Here is an 18,392-nt window from a genome sequence, read left to right on the forward strand (position 1 = left end):
GACCTGAGATATGGCGCCGGCGTTTCGGGCATCTGTTCACTTAAAGAAACAAAAACGGTCCGCTGAATGCCTGAGGGAAAATTATTTTAAAAATAAAATTAATTAAATTCAGTCGATTGATTGCGAACTGATAAATATCTTCCCCCGTCATCGGGAAACCCGTTGTTCAGTTTGCCGGTTAACTGTATTGTTATTTCGAACAGCAGAACCGGCCTGCTTGCGCTGTATTTTCCCACAAAGCAAAGCAGGCGTAATAGCCGGAAAGCTGGCCATAATACGGTCACTTTCCTGATGATCCTGGCGTCTTTTTATTAGCGATCAATATCGCCTAACCCGGCTGTGCGCCGTGCGGCCCAATGCCTGCTCTTTTTTTATGGCGAAATCAACCCACCCGCATTAAATATGTGTGACGGAGAAGATGAATGCGTAAAGTTAATTTAAAAGACAGTTTTGCTCTGTTCAGCGATTACTGGAGCCCGAAAATTGTCGGCGAAATGAATAACGAATATGTCAAACTGGCTAAATTATCCGGAAAATTTGACTGGCATCATCATGAACAGGAGGACGAGCTTTTTCTTGTGGTCAGCGGCCGCTTGCGAATGGGCTTAAGAACAGGCGATATCAGTCTTGATGCCGGTGAGTTTATTATTGTGCCGAAAGGAACTGAGCATTGTCCTGAAGCGTTAACCGAAGAGTGCTGCGTCGTTTTACTGGAGCCAAAATCGACCCTGAATACGGGTAATATCGTCAATGAACGTACGGTGCGTGAACTGGATAAACTCTAATCGTCTGGCGGTGCGGAGCAAACCGGGCCAGGGGAAGTTTTAGCGTTACCGGTTACCCGCCCCCCCTCTCAGGATAAGCCCCCCACGACATCTCGCGCCCCCCTTACACACTCCGGCCGCGTCAGCGGCCGGAGGGATAGATTTACTCCTTGTCAGAATAGGCGTCCAGCATGGCAAGGAGCGCCCACCGCGCCGCATCGTCTGCAATATTCTCAGGCAGCGCATCAGCCCGCAGATTGACATAAGCGTCGGCAGCCCTTCGGATGGCAATCCCGACAGAGTGACGATCGTGCGTTGCCAGAGTGGAAGTCAGCAGGCCATCGGGATCAATGCCGAGGGCTTCTATTCGGCGAACCCCGCGTTGCGGTAGATTGGCGCGACGGAACAGCATCGGTCCCAGCACTTGTTCGCGGAAGAAGGACAGCATCCCCAGCGCTTCGAAGAGTTCGCCCCTGCCCAGTTTAACCCCGGCATAATGCAGCCAGATCCAGGCTCGGGACTCAAACCACTCCGGCGTCATGTTCGGCCAGTGCGCGCTAAATTTTGCCAGCTGGCGCTGGAGAGCATCGCTATCACGGGTAAATAGCACGGCAGGCTCCTCAACGCGCTGAGTGAGCATGTCCAGGGTGATAAATTTGAGATCGACATGCAGAAGTTGCGGGCCAAACAGACAGATCAGCAGCCGAGGCTCGCCGACGTGTTCCCCGGTGAAAGCATGTAGCAGATGGCCGAGGGTTCCGGCGAACGCCATACGCTGAGCCATGATTTCGTCATAATAGAGAGGGTCGACCACCACCACGAAATCGAGATCGGAGTATTGATCAAACCCGCCATGGATAAACGAGCCGCCGGCGAGAAGGGCGAGGATCCGCGGGTCAGACTGTAATTTAAGCTTCAGTTGCTCTGCAAAACTTCTGTGTAAATCGGGGAGCGTATTAAACATCCTTTTTCCTGTTCACAAAAAAGACAAAGCATTACAGAGTATCGAGTGATTGATCGGCAGACCAGATATTTCTGCAGGAGCCCTGCGCTCCCATGCGGGGCTCCCGAAACGATACTCCCCTCAAACCACCTCGCTCATCCACTCAGCAAACGCCCGCACGGCGGGAGAGAGAAAGCGCTGGTGCGGATAGAGCAACGTGACAGGTACCGGGGGCGGCTGCCAGTCCGCCAGCACTTCCACCAGCCTCCCCTCCCGCAGGTGGTCAGCCACGATATTCTCCGCCAGCTGCGCCAGCCCAAATCCTGCCAGGCACATTTTTATATAAAGCCCCGTTTCATTCACCGCGGCGGTGCCGCTGACGGGTACAGAAAAAGTCTCGCCGTGGCGAAGGAAGCGGAACTCATCGGCCCGCCTCGCCTGGCCGGAGAAATAATGCACGGCCCGATGCTGAGAGAGCGCCTCCGGTGATGGCGGCACGCCATATTCCCTGAGATAGTCCGGTGACCCGCAGGTGACCCAGCGAAAGCGGCCCAGAGGCCGGGCCACCAGGCTGGAGTTGTTCAGCTCTCCCGTGCGTATCACGCAGTCGACGCCTTCCTGAATGAGATCGACCTGCCGATCGCTGACCCCGATCATCAGGTAGATATCAGGGTAACGTCGGTAAAAGTCTTGCAGATGGGGCATGACGATGAAATGCGCGATGCCCGCGGGCATATCAACCCGCAGGCGCCCCTGAGGCCGCGCGACAGACTCGCTCAGGCTGGATTCGCTATGTTCGATGAGGGCGAGAATTTCCCGGCACTGCGCCAGATACTGCATCCCTTCCGGAGTCAGGCTCACCCGCCTTGTGGTCCGGTTCAGCAGTCGCACCTTCAGGTATTTCTCAAGGTTTTTAATGGTACTGGTGACAGTGGAGGCCGGCAGGGAAAGGGTTTCCGCGGCACGCACGAAGCTCCCTGCCTCCGCGACGCGCATAAACATCTGCATAGCCTGGATACGATCCACCTTCTTTCTCCCCTGTAGCGAGCAGCCTACCGACAGGCGGCATGATTATTCGTTGATTATGAATAATGAAAACAATTTACGCATCTTTTTGCGCTTAATCGCCTGGCGTATCGTTGCGCTGTGGATATCGCGTGAGGGGCCAAAAATGACCATGCCCTCAATAAATATCCATAGAATCAACACGTTAAATAACACGCATAAAGGAAAAATAATGTCCGTTCAGCCTGTCGAATTACGTAAGGCGTATCGTTTATTGCAGGTCGGGTCCACCACCATGATTTCCGCAAAATATGATGGCGTCGAAAATGTCATGTCAGCCGCCTGGGTTGGGCTGGCAGGCGAGCGAAAAGTGGTGGCCTATATCGGCCCCCAGGCTTTCACTCGTCAGCTGGTGGAAAAGAGCGGCTATTTCGTCGTGCAGATCCCCGTAGTCAGCCAGATGGCAACCGTCCTCTACGCTGGCGGGCGCAGCTATGCCGACGCGCCGGATAAAAATGACACTATCCCCTTCTTTTATCAGCCGGGGTTCGATCTCCCCCTTGTCGCCGGCTGCGCGGGCTGGCTGGTGTGCAAAGTGATGCCTTACCCGGACATCCAGCAACAGCACAATCTGTTTATGGGCGACATCGTCGCCGCCTGGAGCGATGACCGGGTATTCCGCAACGGACACTGGATCTTTGATGATGCGCCGGACGAGCTGCGGACCGTTCACTATGTCGCAGGCGGGCAGTTCTATGCCATCGGCAAAGGCAGCAAATTCGATCATGGACCGGGTAAGGACTGACCCTCCCCGGTCATGAGCATCACTGACGAGATGTCTGCGCGGCAGAGCGGCTGATACTCCGGCGCCAGACGCCGGGTGCCTGGCCATATTGGCGCTTGAAGCTGCGGTTGAAGGACTGCTGCGAGTCAAATCCGAGGGCGATCGCCACGTTGAGGATCGGCTCGTTGCTGTGGGCTAAGCGTTCGACCGATTTTTGCAGCTTTTGCGCCCGGATATACTCCCCGAGGGGGTGCCCGGTATGTTCTTTGAAGATCCGCTGCAGGTGCCACTTCGAATAGCCGGCTCGCCGGGCAACGGTATCAATATCCAGACGGCTATCAAGATGGTTGTCGATCCAGTCGATCAGATCCTGAATGATGGCGCCAGTGTTCATCATATTTCCCCCTCGCGGCCGGTTAAAAGCATCTTTAGCAGTTGCATTAAAAGGTGGCCTGGTTTTACACAAAATGCAAGTTTTATTGTTGCATTTAAAACCCTGCCAGGATCGCGCCTTTTTTCTCCGGTGAGGATCGCACATAAAGTGCAACAATTATTCTTGCACTTAGTTAAGCGCCTTCCTACAATCGCCGCGATAGTGTATTCGAAATTGTTACAATTTTGTGGCGATGATCGACACAAATGGCCTTAAGCCAGCCCGGACAAAGGAAGTGGCGCAGCCTCTCAGGCTGCGTCTTGCCCGGCGGCTACAATGACTGGAATAAAAATAATGAGCCTGCAAAAAACCTGGGGAAACATTCACCGGACCGCGCTCGGCGCGATGATGCTCTCCTTTCTGCTCGTCGGCTGCGACGACAGCGTCGCGCAAAACGCCGCGCCGCCCGCGCCTGCCGTCAGCGCCGCTAAGGTGTTGGTGAAGTCGATCAGTCAGTGGGATAGTTTCAACGGTCGCATAGAAGCGGTGGAGAGCGTTCAGCTCCGCCCCCGCGTCTCGGGATATATTGATAAAGTGAATTACACCGACGGCCAGGAGGTGAAAAAGGGCCAGGTGCTGTTCACGATAGACGACAGAACCTATCGCGCCGCGCTGGAGCAGGCGCAGGCGACGCTGGCGAGAGCCAAAACGCAGGCCAGCCTGGCGCAAAGCGAGGCGAACCGCACCGATAAATTAGTTCATACCAACCTCGTCTCCCGTGAAGAGTGGGAGCAGCGCCGGTCAGCCGCGGTACAGGCGCAGGCCGATATTCGCGCCGCGCAGGCGGCGGTGGATGCCGCGCAGCTTAACCTCGACTTCACCAAAGTGACCGCCCCTATCGACGGCCGCGCCAGCCGCGCGCTGATCACCAGCGGCAACCTGGTCACGGCGGGCGACACCGCCAGCGTGCTCACCACCCTGGTCTCGCAGAAGACGGTGTACGTCTACTTTGACGTCGACGAGTCAACCTACCTCCACTATCAAAATCTCGCCCGCCGCGGGCAAGGCGCGTCCAGCGATAATCAGGCGCTCCCGGTGGAGATTGGCCTGGTTGGCGAAGAGGGCTACCCCCATCAGGGCAAAGTGGATTTTCTCGATAATCAGTTAACACCGAGCACCGGCACCATCCGCATGCGCGCCCTGCTGGATAACTCGCAGCGGCTGTTCACGCCGGGTCTGTTTGCCCGCGTGCGTCTGCCGGGCAGCGCGGCGTTCCAGGCTACGCTTATCGACGACAAAGCGGTGCTCACCGATCAGGATCGTAAATATGTCTATATCGTTGATAAAGATGGCAAAGCGCAGCGACGTGATATCACGCCGGGGCGGCTGGCCGACGGTTTACGCGTCGTGAAGCAGGGTCTGAAGCCTGGGGATAGCGTCATCGTCGACGGCTTACAAAAAGTGTTTATGCCGGGTATGCCGGTTAACGCCAAAACCGTTGCCATGACCCCCAGCGCCGCCCTCAACTGATCCCTAATCAGAGAATCCAAGACATGGACTTTTCCCGCTTTTTTATCGACAGGCCAATTTTCGCCGCGGTGCTGTCGATTTTAATTTTTATCACCGGGTTAATCGCCATCCCGCTGCTGCCGGTGAGCGAATATCCTGACGTCGTGCCCCCCAGCGTGCAGGTGCGCGCGGAGTATCCCGGCGCCAACCCGAAAGTGATTGCCGAGACCGTGGCGACGCCGCTGGAGGAAGCGATCAACGGCGTTGAAAACATGATGTACATGAAATCGGTCGCCGGCTCCGACGGCGTGCTGGTGACCACCGTGACCTTCCGCCCGGGTACCGACCCGGATCAGGCGCAGGTTCAGGTGCAGAACCGGGTCGCGCAGGCGGAGGCGCGTCTGCCGGAGGATGTGCGCCGTCTGGGGATCACCACCCAGAAACAGTCCCCGACGCTGACCCTGGTGGTGCATCTGTTTTCGCCAAACGGTAAGTACGACTCGCTGTATATGCGCAACTACGCCACGCTGAAGGTGAAGGATGAGCTGGCGCGCCTGCCCGGCGTCGGCCAGATCCAGATATTTGGTTCCGGCGAATATGCGATGCGCGTCTGGTTGGATCCCAATAAGGTGGCGGCGCGCGGGCTGACCGCCTCGGACGTGGTCACGGCGATGCAGGAGCAAAACGTCCAGGTCTCCGCCGGGCAGCTTGGCGCCGAGCCGCTGCCGCAGGAGAGCGACTTCCTGATCTCGATTAACGCCCAGGGCCGTCTGCATACCGAAGAAGAGTTTGGCAATATCATTCTGAAAACAGCGCAGGACGGCTCGCTGGTCCGCCTGCGCGACGTGGCGCGCATCGAGATGGGTTCCGGTAGCTATGCGCTGCGCTCCCAGCTCAACAACAAGGACGCGGTCGGGATCGGTATCTTTCAGTCCCCGGGGGCTAACGCCATCGATTTGTCGAACGCCGTGCGTGCCAAAATGGCCGAGCTGGCCACTCGCTTCCCGGAAGATATGAAGTGGGCGGCGCCGTACGACCCAACGGTGTTCGTGCGCGACTCCATCCGCGCGGTGGTGCAGACGCTGCTGGAGGCGGTGGTGCTGGTGGTGCTGGTGGTGATCCTGTTCCTGCAGACCTGGCGCGCGTCGATTATCCCGCTGATCGCAGTGCCGGTATCGGTGGTCGGTACCTTCAGCATTCTCTATCTGCTGGGCTTCTCGCTGAATACCCTGAGCCTGTTCGGGCTGGTACTGGCGATTGGTATCGTGGTGGATGACGCCATCGTGGTGGTGGAAAACGTCGAGCGCAATATCGAAGAGGGGCTTGCGCCGCTCGCCGCGGCGCATCAGGCGATGCGAGAGGTCTCCGGGCCGATTATCGCTATTGCGCTGGTGCTGTGCGCGGTGTTCGTGCCGATGGCGTTTCTCTCGGGCGTGACCGGTCAGTTCTACAAGCAGTTTGCGGTGACCATCGCCATCTCCACGGTGATCTCGGCCATCAACTCGCTGACGCTCTCCCCGGCGCTGGCAGCCCTGCTGTTAAAGCCGCACGGCGCGAAAAAAGACCTCCCTACCCGGCTGATCGATCGTCTGTTCGGCTGGATTTTCCGTCCGTTTAACCGCTTTTTCCTGCGCAGTTCGAACGGCTATCAGGGGCTGGTGAGTAAAACCCTCGGCCGCCGTGGCGCGGTGTTTGTGGTGTACCTGCTGCTGCTCTGCGCCGCAGGGGTGATGTTTAAAGTCGTCCCCGGCGGGTTTATTCCCACCCAGGACAAACTGTACCTGATTGGCGGCGTGAAGATGCCGGAAGGTTCGTCGCTGGCGCGCACCGATGCAGTGATCCGCAAAATGAGCGAGATCGGGATGAATACCGAAGGGGTCGATTATGCGGTCGCCTTCCCCGGTCTTAACGCGCTGCAGTTCACCAACACGCCGAATACCGGGACGGTCTTTTTTGGCCTGAAACCGTTCGATCAGCGCAAACACTCGGCGGCGGAAATCAACGCGGAGATTAACGCCAAAATCGCGCAAATCCAGCAGGGATTTGGCTTCTCCATCCTGCCGCCGCCGATTTTAGGACTGGGTCAGGGATCCGGCTACTCCCTTTACATCCAGGATCGCGGTGGGCTGGGCTATGGCGCGCTGCAAAGCGCGGTGAATGCCATGTCCGGGACGATTATGCAGACGCCGGGGATGCACTTCCCGATCTCGACCTACCAGGCTAACGTGCCGCAGCTGGATGTCCAGGTCGATCGCGATAAGGCGAAAGCGCAGGGGGTATCGCTGACCGATCTGTTCGGCACGCTGCAGACCTATCTCGGCTCGTCCTATGTCAATGACTTTAACCAGTTCGGGCGTACCTGGCGCGTGATGGCCCAGGCTGACGGGCCGTACCGCGAGAGCGTGGAAGATATCGCCAATCTGCGCACCCGCAATAATCAGGGCGAAATGGTGCCGATCGGCAGTATGGTGAATATCAGTACCACCTACGGGCCGGATCCGGTGATCCGCTACAACGGTTATCCGGCGGCGGACCTGATTGGCGATGCCGATCCGCGCGTCCTCTCCTCCTCGCAGGCGATGACGCTGCTGGATGCCATGTCTAAACAGGTGCTGCCGAATGGAATGAATATTGAGTGGACGGATCTCAGCTTCCAGCAGGCCACCCAGGGCAATACGGCGCTGATCGTCTTCCCGGTGGCGGTGCTGCTGGCGTTCCTCGTGCTGGCGGCGCTGTATGAAAGCTGGACCCTGCCGCTGGCGGTGATCCTTATCGTGCCGATGACGATGCTCTCCGCGCTGTTTGGCGTCTGGCTGACCGGGGGCGATAACAACGTCTTCGTGCAGGTGGGGCTGGTGGTCCTGATGGGCCTGGCCTGTAAAAACGCCATTCTGATCGTCGAGTTTGCCCGCGAGCTGGAGATTCAGGGCAAAGGCATCATGGAAGCCGCGCTGGAGGCGTGCCGCCTGCGACTGCGCCCGATTGTCATGACCTCCATCGCCTTTATCGCCGGGACCATTCCGCTGATCCTCGGCCACGGCGCAGGGGCGGAAGTCCGCGGCGTCACCGGGATCACGGTGTTCTCCGGGATGCTGGGGGTGACGCTGTTCGGTCTGTTCCTGACGCCGGTGTTTTACGTGACGCTACGGAAACTGGTGACCCGCAGTAAGCCGGTCCAGGAAGATCTGCCCGCCTAGCCTGCGGCAAATAACAAAAAACCGCCTTCAGCTGAAGGCGGTTTTTTTTCGTCAGGACCAGGATTAATGCGCTTTTTTAAAGCGGGCGATCATTTCCGGTACCGGGTCGCAGCCGCTGGTATCGGCGTTTTTAAGCGCCTCCAGCGCGCTGGCCACGGTATGGCGAGCGAGGACGTTTAGCGAAGCCTGCTCCGCTTCGTCAGCGACCGATTTGAAGTACCAGCAGGCGTTGGCGCTGACCACGCAGCGGGCCGGGACGTCAGGGCGCGACGCCCACAGTTTTTTATCTTCGATAACGGAAAGATAGATATCACGCAGAGTGATTTTGTCCGCCGGGCGGCCAAGATGAATAGAGCCGTTGCGGCCAAGCGTGGAGACAATGATGCCGTCACGGGTGAGCGGAACCATTAATTTGCGGATAAAGCTCGGGTTGGCTTCCAGGCCGTAGGCCAGAATCGCACTCGTCGAACGTTCACCCATCTGCTCCGCCATTGCTACGCTGAGAACCATCTGCAAAGCTGTCGGGAAGCGGTAATCTAACATGGTATTGTCCTGGGTTGCGGTGAATCTTGTTCTTTTTGGCACCGCAGAGGTGAGTAATCAATGAACAACAATATAACAAATACGGGAATTTTTTTGAAGCAATCTGCGGTTAGCCTGCGAAGTAAATTTTCCTATTTCGTCTGCACAGTCGGGCTGGGAAACCGCGCTCTTCCGAAGCGGTTTGACTGGACGGCAATCTCCTCAGCGCTGCCCGGTGGCTGCCCGGTGGTATAGAAATCCGCTGCCATAACGGCAGCGGATCTGCGGGAGGTTACGCCGTTAACTCCAGCTCGGTTTCAAAGGTGGTCACCGGCACAAACGGCAGATAGGAGATCCGCAGCCTCTCGGCCACCTTCAGGCGATGCCAGCCGGCCGGCAGGCCGCCGGGTTTGAGCACCGTGATGGTCGCCTTTTCACCGAAGTTCCACCGGTCGTCGTAGACGCTCTCCAGCTCGTCGAGCGTCCACTCCCGGCCGCGCAGCGCCAGGCGGATCGCCTGCCGCGGGATGGCTTCGCCGTTGAGGGTCACGGCAATATCTTCCACCATCGACAGACCCAGACCGCGGTAGTAAGGCAGACGGGCCAAAAAGCGCACGCCGATAATTTCCCCGTCGCGGGTGACGTTGCCGAAACCTTCGCGGCAGATAATATGCTGATCAAACATGATAATGCTCCTTACTGACCCAGCAGCGCCGGGGGTGGGGTTTCATCTAACAGGCGACAGAACATCAGCTGCTGGCGGCGGACCTGCTCCAGGCTGTCCACCTCCTGCGCATCTTCCACCCAGCGGTTGCCTTCATACTCGGAGCACACATACCCCTCATAGCCGCCCTTCTGCAGCACGCGGAAGATCTCATCGTAGGGAATTGACCATTCGCTTATCTCGTCGGTCATTTCGTAGAATTTGGCATGAATGTTGTGGATCCGCGGCATAAAATCGAGCATCCGCTTCGGCTCGAACGCCGCGTTGTGGCGCAGCGTTTCCGCCATCGCCAGCTGCGGGCCCGGCCCCCATTTTTGCATCACATCCAGGATCACGTATTCGCTGAGCGTCCGCTCCTCATAGGCTTTCTCGATAAAATCCGCCGCCGCCTGCGGGCAACCGTTACGAATAAAGCGCTCTTTCCACACCCGCGGGAAGCGGGCTAAAAACATCCCCATATCCGGCAGGAAGCCCAGCGCCCGGGTGTTGGCTTTTTCATAGGCTTCGGCATGGCGAATAATCCACGGATGGTCGAAATGCAGCGGGGCGTGCACCTCCAGCAGAATGGTGATCCCTTTGTCTTCCGCATAAGGCGCCGCCGCCACCAGCACCTCCGGCGCCACGGAAACCAGAGAGCGGATAAAGCGCATGCCCAGCCGGGCGGCAAAATCGATGTCGTTTTGCACGCTGCGCACCTGCTCGTCAAACGGCATCGGCCGGTCTTTATAGCGTTTATAGTCGAGCATAAAGTCATGGCACACCGGCACCGTGTCATGGCGCTGCATCAGACGGTGCCAGTCGGCGATCGCCGCCTCCGGCATGCCGCACTCCGGCCAGCCGGCGAAGGTCTGTTCGCCGACGACTTCAATGCCGCGGGCGCCGAACGCCGCGCAGTGACCGATCGCCTGATCGAGGGACATCTTGCCGAGATAGGTCTCATTCTGAAAGCTGTACAGACTGACGCCGCGTTTTATTTTCTGAGTCATAAAAGTACCAGGTAAGTTGGTTAACAGGATAAGCCGGTCGCTTCGCGGGCGCGGGCCACCGAGGCCGCTGCGGGCAGCGACGGTTTATACTCCAGGCCAATGGCCCCGTTGTAGCCCAGGCGTTGCAGCCGGGCGATCACTTCTGGCCACTCGCCGCTGCGCGGATCCGGTTCGTTACGTTCCGGCGCCTGCGCTATCTGCACGTGTCCCACCCGGTGCATTCTGCCGCCGAGCACCTCCTCCATCTCCTCTTCCATCACCAGCGAGTGATAGACGTCAAACAGCAGCTGCAGCCGCGGGCTGTCGACCGCCTCGATAATGTCCAGCGCCAGCCGGGTGTCGTTTAAGAACATCCCCGGATGATCGATGCGGGTGTTGAGCGGCTCCAGCAGCAGAGTGACCCCGGCGGCTTCCGCCAGCGTCGCCGCCTGGCGCAGGATGTGGATCGCCTGCGCCTGCTGTTCGGCGATCGCCACCCCTTCGCGGCTGAAGCCGGAGGCCACCACCAGCGGCGGCGACCCCAGCTGGCGCGAGGCCGCCAGGCTGTCGCTCACCGCCGCCAGAAACTGCTCATGCTCCGCCGGATCCACCAGGCTGCGCCGGGGCTCCACCACGAAGCTCGACAGCCTCACGCCGGTCTCCTCCAGCGCCTGCGCCAGCGCCGCCAGCGGTTTATCACGCCAGAGATGAAACTCAACGTGGCTGAATCCCTGCGCTTTCGCCGCCCGGACCCGATCGCTGAAATCGGGATACTCTTCACGAAACAGCCATTCAATACATGCGGACAAATACATCCGACCCCCTTCTCTACTTGCCAGATCAAAACAAACAAAATTAGAATAAGAATTCTTATTCTGTTTCGGAGCGGCAGTGTGACGCCTTCCCTTCTGGCTTCGCGGTCAACAGCAGGATCTGACGCGGCATAACCAGAATGAGTGCTCTAATTCTAATCTCTGGTTGCTATAAATTGTCAACATTATTTAACAAGTTTTTAACCAAATCTGAAGGTACATCATGCTCAATAACGCTTCGGCGGCCGCGGTTCAGGCGCCTCCCTATACCAGCGAGCGGCAGCGCACGCTGGCCACGCTGGTGGTTTCGATAGCGCTGGTGCTGGAGATCATCGACGTCTCGATCATTAATGTCGCCATCCCGGTGGTACAGCGGGATCTGCTCGCCAGCCCGCGGCAAATTGAATGGGTGGTCACCGGCTACCTGTTCTTTTTCTCCATTCTGCTGCTCACCGGCGGTCGGCTCGGCGATCTGTATGGCTACCGGCGGCTGTTTATCAGCGGACTGCTGGCGTTTGGCGCTGCGTCGGCCGGCTGCGGGCTGGCCGCCAGCCCGGAGATGCTGGTGGCGATGCGTATTGCGCAGGGGGCCAGCGGGGCGATGATGGGCCCGCAAATCCTCTCCCTGATGCAGGTTCTGTATCGCCCGCACGAACGTTTCCGGGTGATGAGTATTTTCGGCCTGCTCGGCGGCGCCGCCGGGATCCTCGGCCCGGTGCTCGGCGGGATCATCATCGAAAGCAATCTGTTCGGCCTTAGCTGGCGGCCGATCTTTTTGATCAACGTGCCGGTGATCGTCGTCGCCGTGATACTGGCCTGGCGGGCGCTGCCGGCGGTGCGCAGCCCGGAGGCCAAAGGTATCGATCCGCTGGGTACCCTGCTGGCGGTGGTGGGCGGCGGCGCGCTGCTGCTCACCCTGATCGAAGGCCCCGCCCTGCGCTGGCCGCTATGGATGGCGCTGCCGCCGCTGCTGTCGCTCATCACGGTGGCCCTCCTCTGGCGTCATCTGCTGGGCCGTGAACGCCGGGGCGGCACGCTGTTGTTACCCCCCGCGGTGCTGCGCGACCGCTTCTTTCGCGCCGGGATCATCATCACCCTGCTCTATCAACTGACCACCGCCTCGCTGCTGCTGGCCACCGCGCTGGTGCTGCAGAGCGGGCTGGGCTTCAGCCCGTTCCATACCGCCCTGCTGCACATCCCCTTCGCCCTCGGGGCGATGTTTTCCATCGCCGTCGCCGGCCGCCGGCTATCGCCTCGTCTTGGGCGTAACGTGACGCTGGTCGGGGTGGCCGTGCAGATGAGCGGCCTGCTGCTGATGGGCTACGGGATCGCCGCGGCGCCGGGGACGCTACCGCTGACCGCGCTGGGTCTCGGGTTCGGCCTGTGCGGCTGTGGGATGGGGCTTATCTCCGCCCCGCTGCCGGCCTTTGCCATGGCGGCGATCCCGGTGGCCCACGCCGGCGCGGCGTCGGGATTATTTCGCACCGGCCAGCAGTTCGGCGCCACCCTCGGCATGGCGACCCTTGGCGGCTTCTATCTGGCGCAAAGCGCCTCCGCGCCGGACGCCTGGCGCGGGGCATTTATCACCCTGCTGACCCTTGGCGCCCTGATCCTGCTGGCGATTACCGCCCTCAGCCGCCTGCTGCCCGTCTCGGTGCTTCCCCCGCCAGGGAAGCCATGACCTATCGCGTCCGGCAATGGCTGCTATCATGAGGAACCATTTATCAGGACGCACAAAGCTGTAGTACCTATTTTCTGTACACCTGCAACGGGCATGCGCCCGGAGAACAACAAAGGCAAGGACTGATATGGATGAGAACATCGATGTACTGATTATTGGCAGCGGCCCGGTAGGCGCCGCTTTCGCGCGGCGGATTGCCGACCGCCGCGCCGCGCGGATCCTGGTGGTGGAAGCCGGCGAAGCGCTGACGCCCGCCACCGGGGTTAATATCCGCAACCTGGCGCCAGCGCAGCGGGAAACGGCCTACGACCGCGCCCGGGCGTTTCCGCTGGCCGCCCTGCCGGAAAACCTGCCGGCAGACGCCCTGCAGGCGCGGCCCGGCACCCATCTTCTCGACCCGACGGCGCCCCACAGCGGCATGCCAGCCGCCGCGCTCTCCACTAACCTCGGCGGCATGGGCGTCCACTGGACCTGCGCCTGTCCGCGACCGGGCGGCAGCGAAGTCATTCCCTTTCTCGATCCCCGGGAGATGGCCGACGCCTGGGAGTCGGCAGAGCATTATCTGCAGGTGACCCGCGAAGGATTTCCGGCCACCGCCATCGGCCGGCAAATCGTCGATGCCCTTAATCAGCACTTCGCCAGCGACCGTCCGCCGGCGCGGCTGGCGCAGCCCATGCCGCTGGCCTGCGCCGCGACGCCGGAGGGCAAGCCGCGCTGGTCCGGCGTCGACGCGGTGCTCGGCGAGCTGGCGGAGGAAGAGACCCGCCGCCAGCGCGGGGTGGAGATCCGCACCGCCACCCTGTGCACGCGGATCCTCAGCGAGGACGGCGTCGCCCGCGGGGCGGAGCTGCGCGATCTGCGTACCGGCGAACAGTATGTGGTGACGGCCAAAGCGGTAGTGGTCGCCGCCGATGCGCTGCGTACGCCGCAGCTGCTGTACGCCTCGGGCATCCGTCCGCGGGCGCTGGGGCGCTGGCTCAACGATCAGCCGCAGGTGATCGCTCTGATTGAAGTGGACGCCCCGCCGGCCGCCGTCGCGCCGACCTCCCCGGTGCGCGACGGACGGGACAATGTCTCCGGCGTCACCTGGCTGCCGTTCCATGAGCCCGATTTTCCGTTCCACGGTCAGCTGATGCAGATGGATACTTCGCCGATCGCCTTTGCCCAGCCGTCGGGTACCCCGGCGAAGCCGGTGGTGGGCCTGGGGCTGTTCCTCGCCAAGGAGCTGCGCGAAGAGGATCGGATCGTCTTCAGTGATGACACCGACGCCGTAGGGCTGCCGAAAATGCAGCTGAACTATCAGTTAACCGACGGCGATCGCCGCCGTTTACAGCAGGCGGTGGCAGTGACTGAACGCGTCGGCGCCGCGCTGGGCCGCGTGGCGCCCGGCGGGGAGGCCATGATCCTGCCGGCGGGCACCTCGCTGCATTACCAGGGAACCTGTCGCCTGGGAGAAGCGAACGACGGCAACAGCGTGGCCGACCGCCACTCGCGGGTCTGGGGTTTTCACAATCTGTACGTCGGCGGCAACGGCGCGATCCCCACCTCAACCGCCTGCAACCCGACGCTGACCAGCGTCGCGCTGGCGATCCTCGCCGCTGACGATATCGTGGCGCGGCTGCTGTAGCGCCTCTGGCTCACCGGGGCACAAGCGGCCCCGCTCCCCGCGAAAGGCGACACCGGTCGCCTTTTTATTGCCGCAAAAAACCACATAAAACCAATGGTATTTTTGTTTGTGATGGATCACATACGTAATCACAATTTTTCTCCGCGCCGTTCCTGCTCCTACTCTTAAATCCGCGGCTATTCCCGCCGCCACCTGTATCCCTGACCTGCATACTAAAAAACCGCGCCGCCGCCAACGACAGGCGACCCGCGCGATAAAAGGAGAACGTCGTGAGCCATAGTCTGAATCCGCCCCACGCGCCGCAAGCCGGCGCGATCCAGGGCATCATCATCGCCCTGACCGCCTTTCTGCCCATCCTGGCGATCGTTTCCCTGGCGCCGGCGGTCCCGACGCTGATCCAGCACTTTGCCGGCGTGCCTTATGTCGAAACCCTGGTGCCGCTGATGCTCACCGCGCCCGGTCTGGTGATCGCCATCGCCGGGCCCTGCACCGGCTGGCTGGCGGATAAATTTGGCCGCCGCAAACTGCTGCTCAGCGCCACGCTGCTGTATGGCATCTGCGGCACAATGCCGCTGTACATCACCTCCCTGACCGGCATCTTTTGCAGCCGCCTCGGCGTCGGGCTGGCGGAGGCGGTGGTATTGACCATCGCTAACACCATGCTGATCGATTACTTTGACGACAAACAGCGCCGCTTCTGGCTGACGGTGCAGGGGGTGATTGGCCCGGCGCTGGCGGTGCTGGTGCTGGCCAGCTCCGGCTATCTGACCGCCCTGCGCTGGAACGGCGCCTTTATGATCTACTTTGTCGCCATCCTGCTGTTTCTGGCGATGTACTTCTGGATGTTCGAACCCGCTCAGGCGGCCCGTCCGCAGCACGCCGCCCAGGCGGCGCAGCATAATCCGTTTCCGTGGCCGCGAGTGATCGCCCTCAGCGTGCTTACCTTTGTCTGCGCCATCATTTATTACGTGTACACCATCAACGGCGCCAACGCCTTTCATACCCTGCAAAACGCCAGCCCGCAGCGTATCGGCCTGATTATGTCGCTGGTCAGCCTCGCCGTGCCGGTCGGTTCGCTGCTGTTCGGTCTGGTCTCCCGCCGCTATACGCCGGAGCGCGTGCTCGCCATCATGCTCTGCCTGATGGGGATCGGAATGCTGGTGGTGGGCGAATCGCGGACGCTGATCGCCATGGGGATCGGCTCCGCCATCCAGCAGCTGGGTGCCGGCATGGCGATTAATGCGATGATTTACTGGGTAGGATCGTTGATTCCGCCCGCCTACTGCGGCCGGGCGATGGGCGCCTGGTCCGGGGCCTTCTTCGCGGGCATGTTCGTCAGCCCGATTATCGTCGGCGCGATCCGCCTGCGGGCCGGGAACGATGTGCTGAGCGCCTTCCTGACGCTCGGCATCGCAGCGCTGGTGCTGGCCGCCGCGATATTTCTTTATACCTTCTCCCGCCATAGCCAGCGCCTGCGTCAGCACAAGCAGGCCAGCGCCTGGCAGTTAGCGAAGTAAAATCCCGCGGCTTAGCCGGCCTCGACGGGGGTAACCAGATAGCTCAGAAACATCATGCCCAGATGGCGTTTGAGCTGTTCCCAGTCGCCCTCGCCGGCGGCTTCTGCCGCCGACCCCAGGCCGAGGAAGCGCGCCAGCGCGGCATACGAAACCGTAAAGCAGAAGCGGGCGGCCTGCTCTGGCTCCGGGTGGCGGATCTCCGCCGCGGCGTCGAGCAGCTGGTCGATGAAGGTCTGCTCATTTTTCTGGTAAGCGGCTTTACCAATCCCCGCCACGCGCTCATCATCCGCCCGCGCCATAAACGGCCGCAGGATCCCGGCATGGCGACGCAGATACTCCGCCTGGACATCCATCAGCGCCGGAAGCCGCTGGCGCAGCGGCAGATTGCGCGCGTGCAGCTGCTGGATCAGCTGCTGCCATTCGGCGTCCAGCTCCTGCATCACCTCCATCATGACGGCGATAAACAGATCTTCTTTGCCGCCGAAGCGGGCATAGATCGAGCCGACAGAAACGCCCGAGCGTTTACTGATTTCAGCAATGGTCAGCAGCTCAAAGGTGCCTTCATGCAGGATTTCACGGCTGGCGGCCATCAGCCGCTCCAGCGCCACCCGGCTCCGGTCCTGTTTCGGCTGGCGCATCGCGGGAAGATCGGTCATCGCAGTTCTCACCTCTTTATCCATAGAAAACCCCCGCAGTGTATTGCAGTTAGCGACCACGCTGCAAATTGCCCACCCGACTCCCCCGTCGGCGATGTGGCAAAAGTGTGATGGCGGTCATTTTCATTCTTTGATAAACAACTAGAATCATAATTCTAGTTCTATTTAATAATAACAACCACCACACAACCCAGGAGTTGCTATGCGTTTCTCTGTTTTCCTCGTCGGCCGTTCCACCGCCCCCGAGCAGGATCGTTTTGTCATGCAGTCGCTGATCGATCATGCGCGCCAGGCCGAAGATCGCGGCTTCGATGCGGTCTTTATGCCAGACCATCACTTCACCGGCTATGCGCCGATGTCCAGCGATCCGTTTGTCTTCGCCGCTTACCTGGCCGGCCAGCTGAAAAAGATCCACTTCGGCATGTCGGTGACCACCGTCCCGCTGCACCACCCGGTGCGCTTCGCCGAGCGCGTTAACCTGCTGGATCAACTCACCGAAGGCCGCCTGCTGGTGGGCATCGGCAGCGGCACCACGCCGGAAGAGATGATCGGCTTTGGCGTGAACTACAAGGACGCCTCCAGCCTGCTGCAGGAGAACCTCGATCTGGTCCAGCGGCTGTGGGAGAAAAATATTGAAGACGACCCGATCATTTTCGAAACCGGTCACTATAAGGGCGCGGTAGTCCAGCGCATCGTTCCTGCCCCCTGGCAAAAACCGTTCAACCGCATTATGCCGGTGGCGCTGCGTGAAACCAGCATGCAGCGCGCCGCCGATAACGGCTGGCCGGCCTTTATTCCCGCGTTTACTCCGCCGATCCCGGCCAGCAACGATCCGTTTGGCCAGCTGACCCACTATTTCACCCGCTACCGCGATGCCCTGCTCAACGCCGGCCATAGCGACGAGGTGGTGAACCACTGCCTCTCGTGGACCACCCACACCTGGCAGTGCGTCCATATTGCCCCCACCGACGAGCAGGCCCGCGAAGAGATGCTGCAGATCATGGGCTGGTACCAGCAGGCCATCGACCGGGAATATGAGTACAACAAGCGGGCGGAAGAGTTCAGCGGCGTGACGCTGCACCGCCATCCGGACTGTTTCAGCGAAGAGTGGATCAAAACCTGGTGCCTGTACGGCAGCCCGGAGACCGTCGCCGAGGAGCTGGAACGCCATCAGCAGCTGGGCATCGGCAACGTGCTGCTCGGCTTCACCAACGGCCCGCTGACCGAGGAACGCCTGCGCCTGAGCCAGCAGTCGATCTCGTTGTTTGCGGACCAGATCCTGCCGCGCTTTCGCTAATCCGACCGGGAGATCC

General features: G+C 60.4%; 16 protein-coding genes. 8 read left to right on the forward strand and 8 right to left on the reverse strand.

Translation table 11 applies throughout. The features are described 5' to 3' along the window. The first annotated feature begins 422 nt into the window (after positions 1–422). Positions 423–785 (forward strand): cupin domain-containing protein, encoded by a 363-nt coding sequence (locus ABLX76_RS19875; RefSeq protein WP_241515783.1) that lies wholly within the window; start codon positions 423–425, stop codon positions 783–785. A gap of 142 nt (positions 786–927) precedes the next feature. Here ABLX76_RS19875 and ABLX76_RS19880 read toward each other — a convergent pair whose 3' ends face one another. Both ABLX76_RS19880 and ABLX76_RS19885 read right to left on the reverse strand, forming a co-directional pair. Beyond that, positions 928–1,728 carry a nucleotidyltransferase domain-containing protein gene (locus tag ABLX76_RS19880; protein ID WP_241515782.1) on the reverse strand — a complete coding sequence of 267 codons (801 nt, stop codon included), beginning with the start codon at positions 1,726–1,728 and terminating at the stop codon, positions 928–930. Positions 1,729–1,848: 120 nt separating this feature from the next. Then, positions 1,849–2,733 carry a LysR family transcriptional regulator gene (locus ABLX76_RS19885; RefSeq protein ID WP_023290699.1) on the reverse strand — a complete coding sequence of 295 codons (885 nt, stop codon included), beginning with the start codon at positions 2,731–2,733 and terminating at the stop codon, positions 1,849–1,851. A gap of 211 nt (positions 2,734–2,944) precedes the next feature. Between ABLX76_RS19885 and ABLX76_RS19890 the strand changes: the two genes are divergently transcribed. Further along, positions 2,945–3,517, forward strand: a complete 573-nt coding sequence (locus ABLX76_RS19890; RefSeq protein ID WP_044524415.1) for a flavin reductase — start codon at positions 2,945–2,947, stop codon at positions 3,515–3,517. A gap of 19 nt (positions 3,518–3,536) precedes the next feature. On the opposite strand, the gene ABLX76_RS19895 is transcribed toward ABLX76_RS19890, so the two are convergent. Continuing rightward, positions 3,537–3,890, reverse strand: coding sequence for a helix-turn-helix domain-containing protein (locus ABLX76_RS19895; protein WP_004205765.1), 354 nt, complete (start codon positions 3,888–3,890; stop codon positions 3,537–3,539). A gap of 333 nt (positions 3,891–4,223) precedes the next feature. On the opposite strand from ABLX76_RS19895, the gene oqxA reads away from it, so the two are divergent. Then, on the forward strand, positions 4,224–5,399 hold the full coding sequence (gene oqxA, locus ABLX76_RS19900) for a multidrug efflux RND transporter periplasmic adaptor subunit OqxA (protein WP_087849583.1): 1,176 nt from the start codon (positions 4,224–4,226) through the stop codon (positions 5,397–5,399). A 23-nt stretch (positions 5,400–5,422) separates the two neighbouring features. Further along, entirely contained in the window at positions 5,423–8,575 is a 3,153-nt protein-coding gene (oqxB, locus tag ABLX76_RS19905) for a multidrug efflux RND transporter permease subunit OqxB (RefSeq protein WP_004205762.1), read from the forward strand. Positions 8,576–8,638: 63 nt separating this feature from the next. Here oqxB and ABLX76_RS19910 read toward each other — a convergent pair whose 3' ends face one another. The 4 genes from ABLX76_RS19910 to ABLX76_RS19925 form a co-directional block, all read right to left on the reverse strand. Further along, the gene (locus ABLX76_RS19910) at positions 8,639–9,118 is read right to left on the reverse strand and encodes an Rrf2 family transcriptional regulator (RefSeq protein WP_023290703.1); all 480 of its coding nucleotides are present in this window, start codon (positions 9,116–9,118) and stop codon (positions 8,639–8,641) included. Between the two features lie 271 nt (positions 9,119–9,389). Continuing rightward, complete coding sequence (locus ABLX76_RS19915; protein ID WP_050533619.1) at positions 9,390–9,782, reverse strand: DUF6379 domain-containing protein; 393 nt, start codon at positions 9,780–9,782, stop codon at positions 9,390–9,392. Between the two features lie 11 nt (positions 9,783–9,793). Next, entirely contained in the window at positions 9,794–10,807 is a 1,014-nt protein-coding gene (locus tag ABLX76_RS19920) for a TIM barrel protein (RefSeq protein ID WP_023290705.1), read from the reverse strand. Positions 10,808–10,827: 20 nt separating this feature from the next. Continuing rightward, positions 10,828–11,601: a TIM barrel protein gene (locus ABLX76_RS19925; protein WP_050533618.1), complete on the reverse strand. Its 774-nt coding sequence runs from the start codon at positions 11,599–11,601 to the stop codon at positions 10,828–10,830. A gap of 220 nt (positions 11,602–11,821) precedes the next feature. Here ABLX76_RS19925 and ABLX76_RS19930 point away from each other — a divergent pair, with 220 nt between their 5' ends. The 3 genes from ABLX76_RS19930 to ABLX76_RS19940 all read left to right on the forward strand — a co-directional run bounded on the left by ABLX76_RS19930 (position 11,822) and on the right by ABLX76_RS19940 (position 16,423). Beyond that, entirely contained in the window at positions 11,822–13,279 is a 1,458-nt protein-coding gene (locus ABLX76_RS19930) for an MFS transporter (protein ID WP_243806283.1), read from the forward strand. Positions 13,280–13,406: 127 nt separating this feature from the next. Next, positions 13,407–14,906 carry a GMC oxidoreductase gene (locus tag ABLX76_RS19935; RefSeq protein WP_087775177.1) on the forward strand — a complete coding sequence of 500 codons (1,500 nt, stop codon included), beginning with the start codon at positions 13,407–13,409 and terminating at the stop codon, positions 14,904–14,906. Positions 14,907–15,175: 269 nt separating this feature from the next. Further along, positions 15,176–16,423: an MFS transporter gene (locus ABLX76_RS19940; protein ID WP_023290709.1), complete on the forward strand. Its 1,248-nt coding sequence runs from the start codon at positions 15,176–15,178 to the stop codon at positions 16,421–16,423. 11 nt (positions 16,424–16,434) lie between these two features. Here the strand turns inward: ABLX76_RS19940 and ABLX76_RS19945 are convergent, their stop codons facing one another. Further along, on the reverse strand, positions 16,435–17,079 hold the full coding sequence (locus tag ABLX76_RS19945) for a TetR/AcrR family transcriptional regulator (RefSeq protein ID WP_348875134.1): 645 nt from the start codon (positions 17,077–17,079) through the stop codon (positions 16,435–16,437). A 202-nt stretch (positions 17,080–17,281) separates the two neighbouring features. Between ABLX76_RS19945 and ABLX76_RS19950 the strand changes: the two genes are divergently transcribed. Further along, positions 17,282–18,376, forward strand: a complete 1,095-nt coding sequence (locus ABLX76_RS19950) for an LLM class flavin-dependent oxidoreductase (RefSeq protein ID WP_014907086.1) — start codon at positions 17,282–17,284, stop codon at positions 18,374–18,376. The last annotated feature ends 16 nt before the right edge of the window (positions 18,377–18,392 follow it).

Source organism: Klebsiella sp. JB_Kp004 (genome assembly GCF_040065795.1).
Taxonomy (GTDB): Bacteria; Pseudomonadota; Gammaproteobacteria; order Enterobacterales; family Enterobacteriaceae; genus Klebsiella; species Klebsiella quasipneumoniae.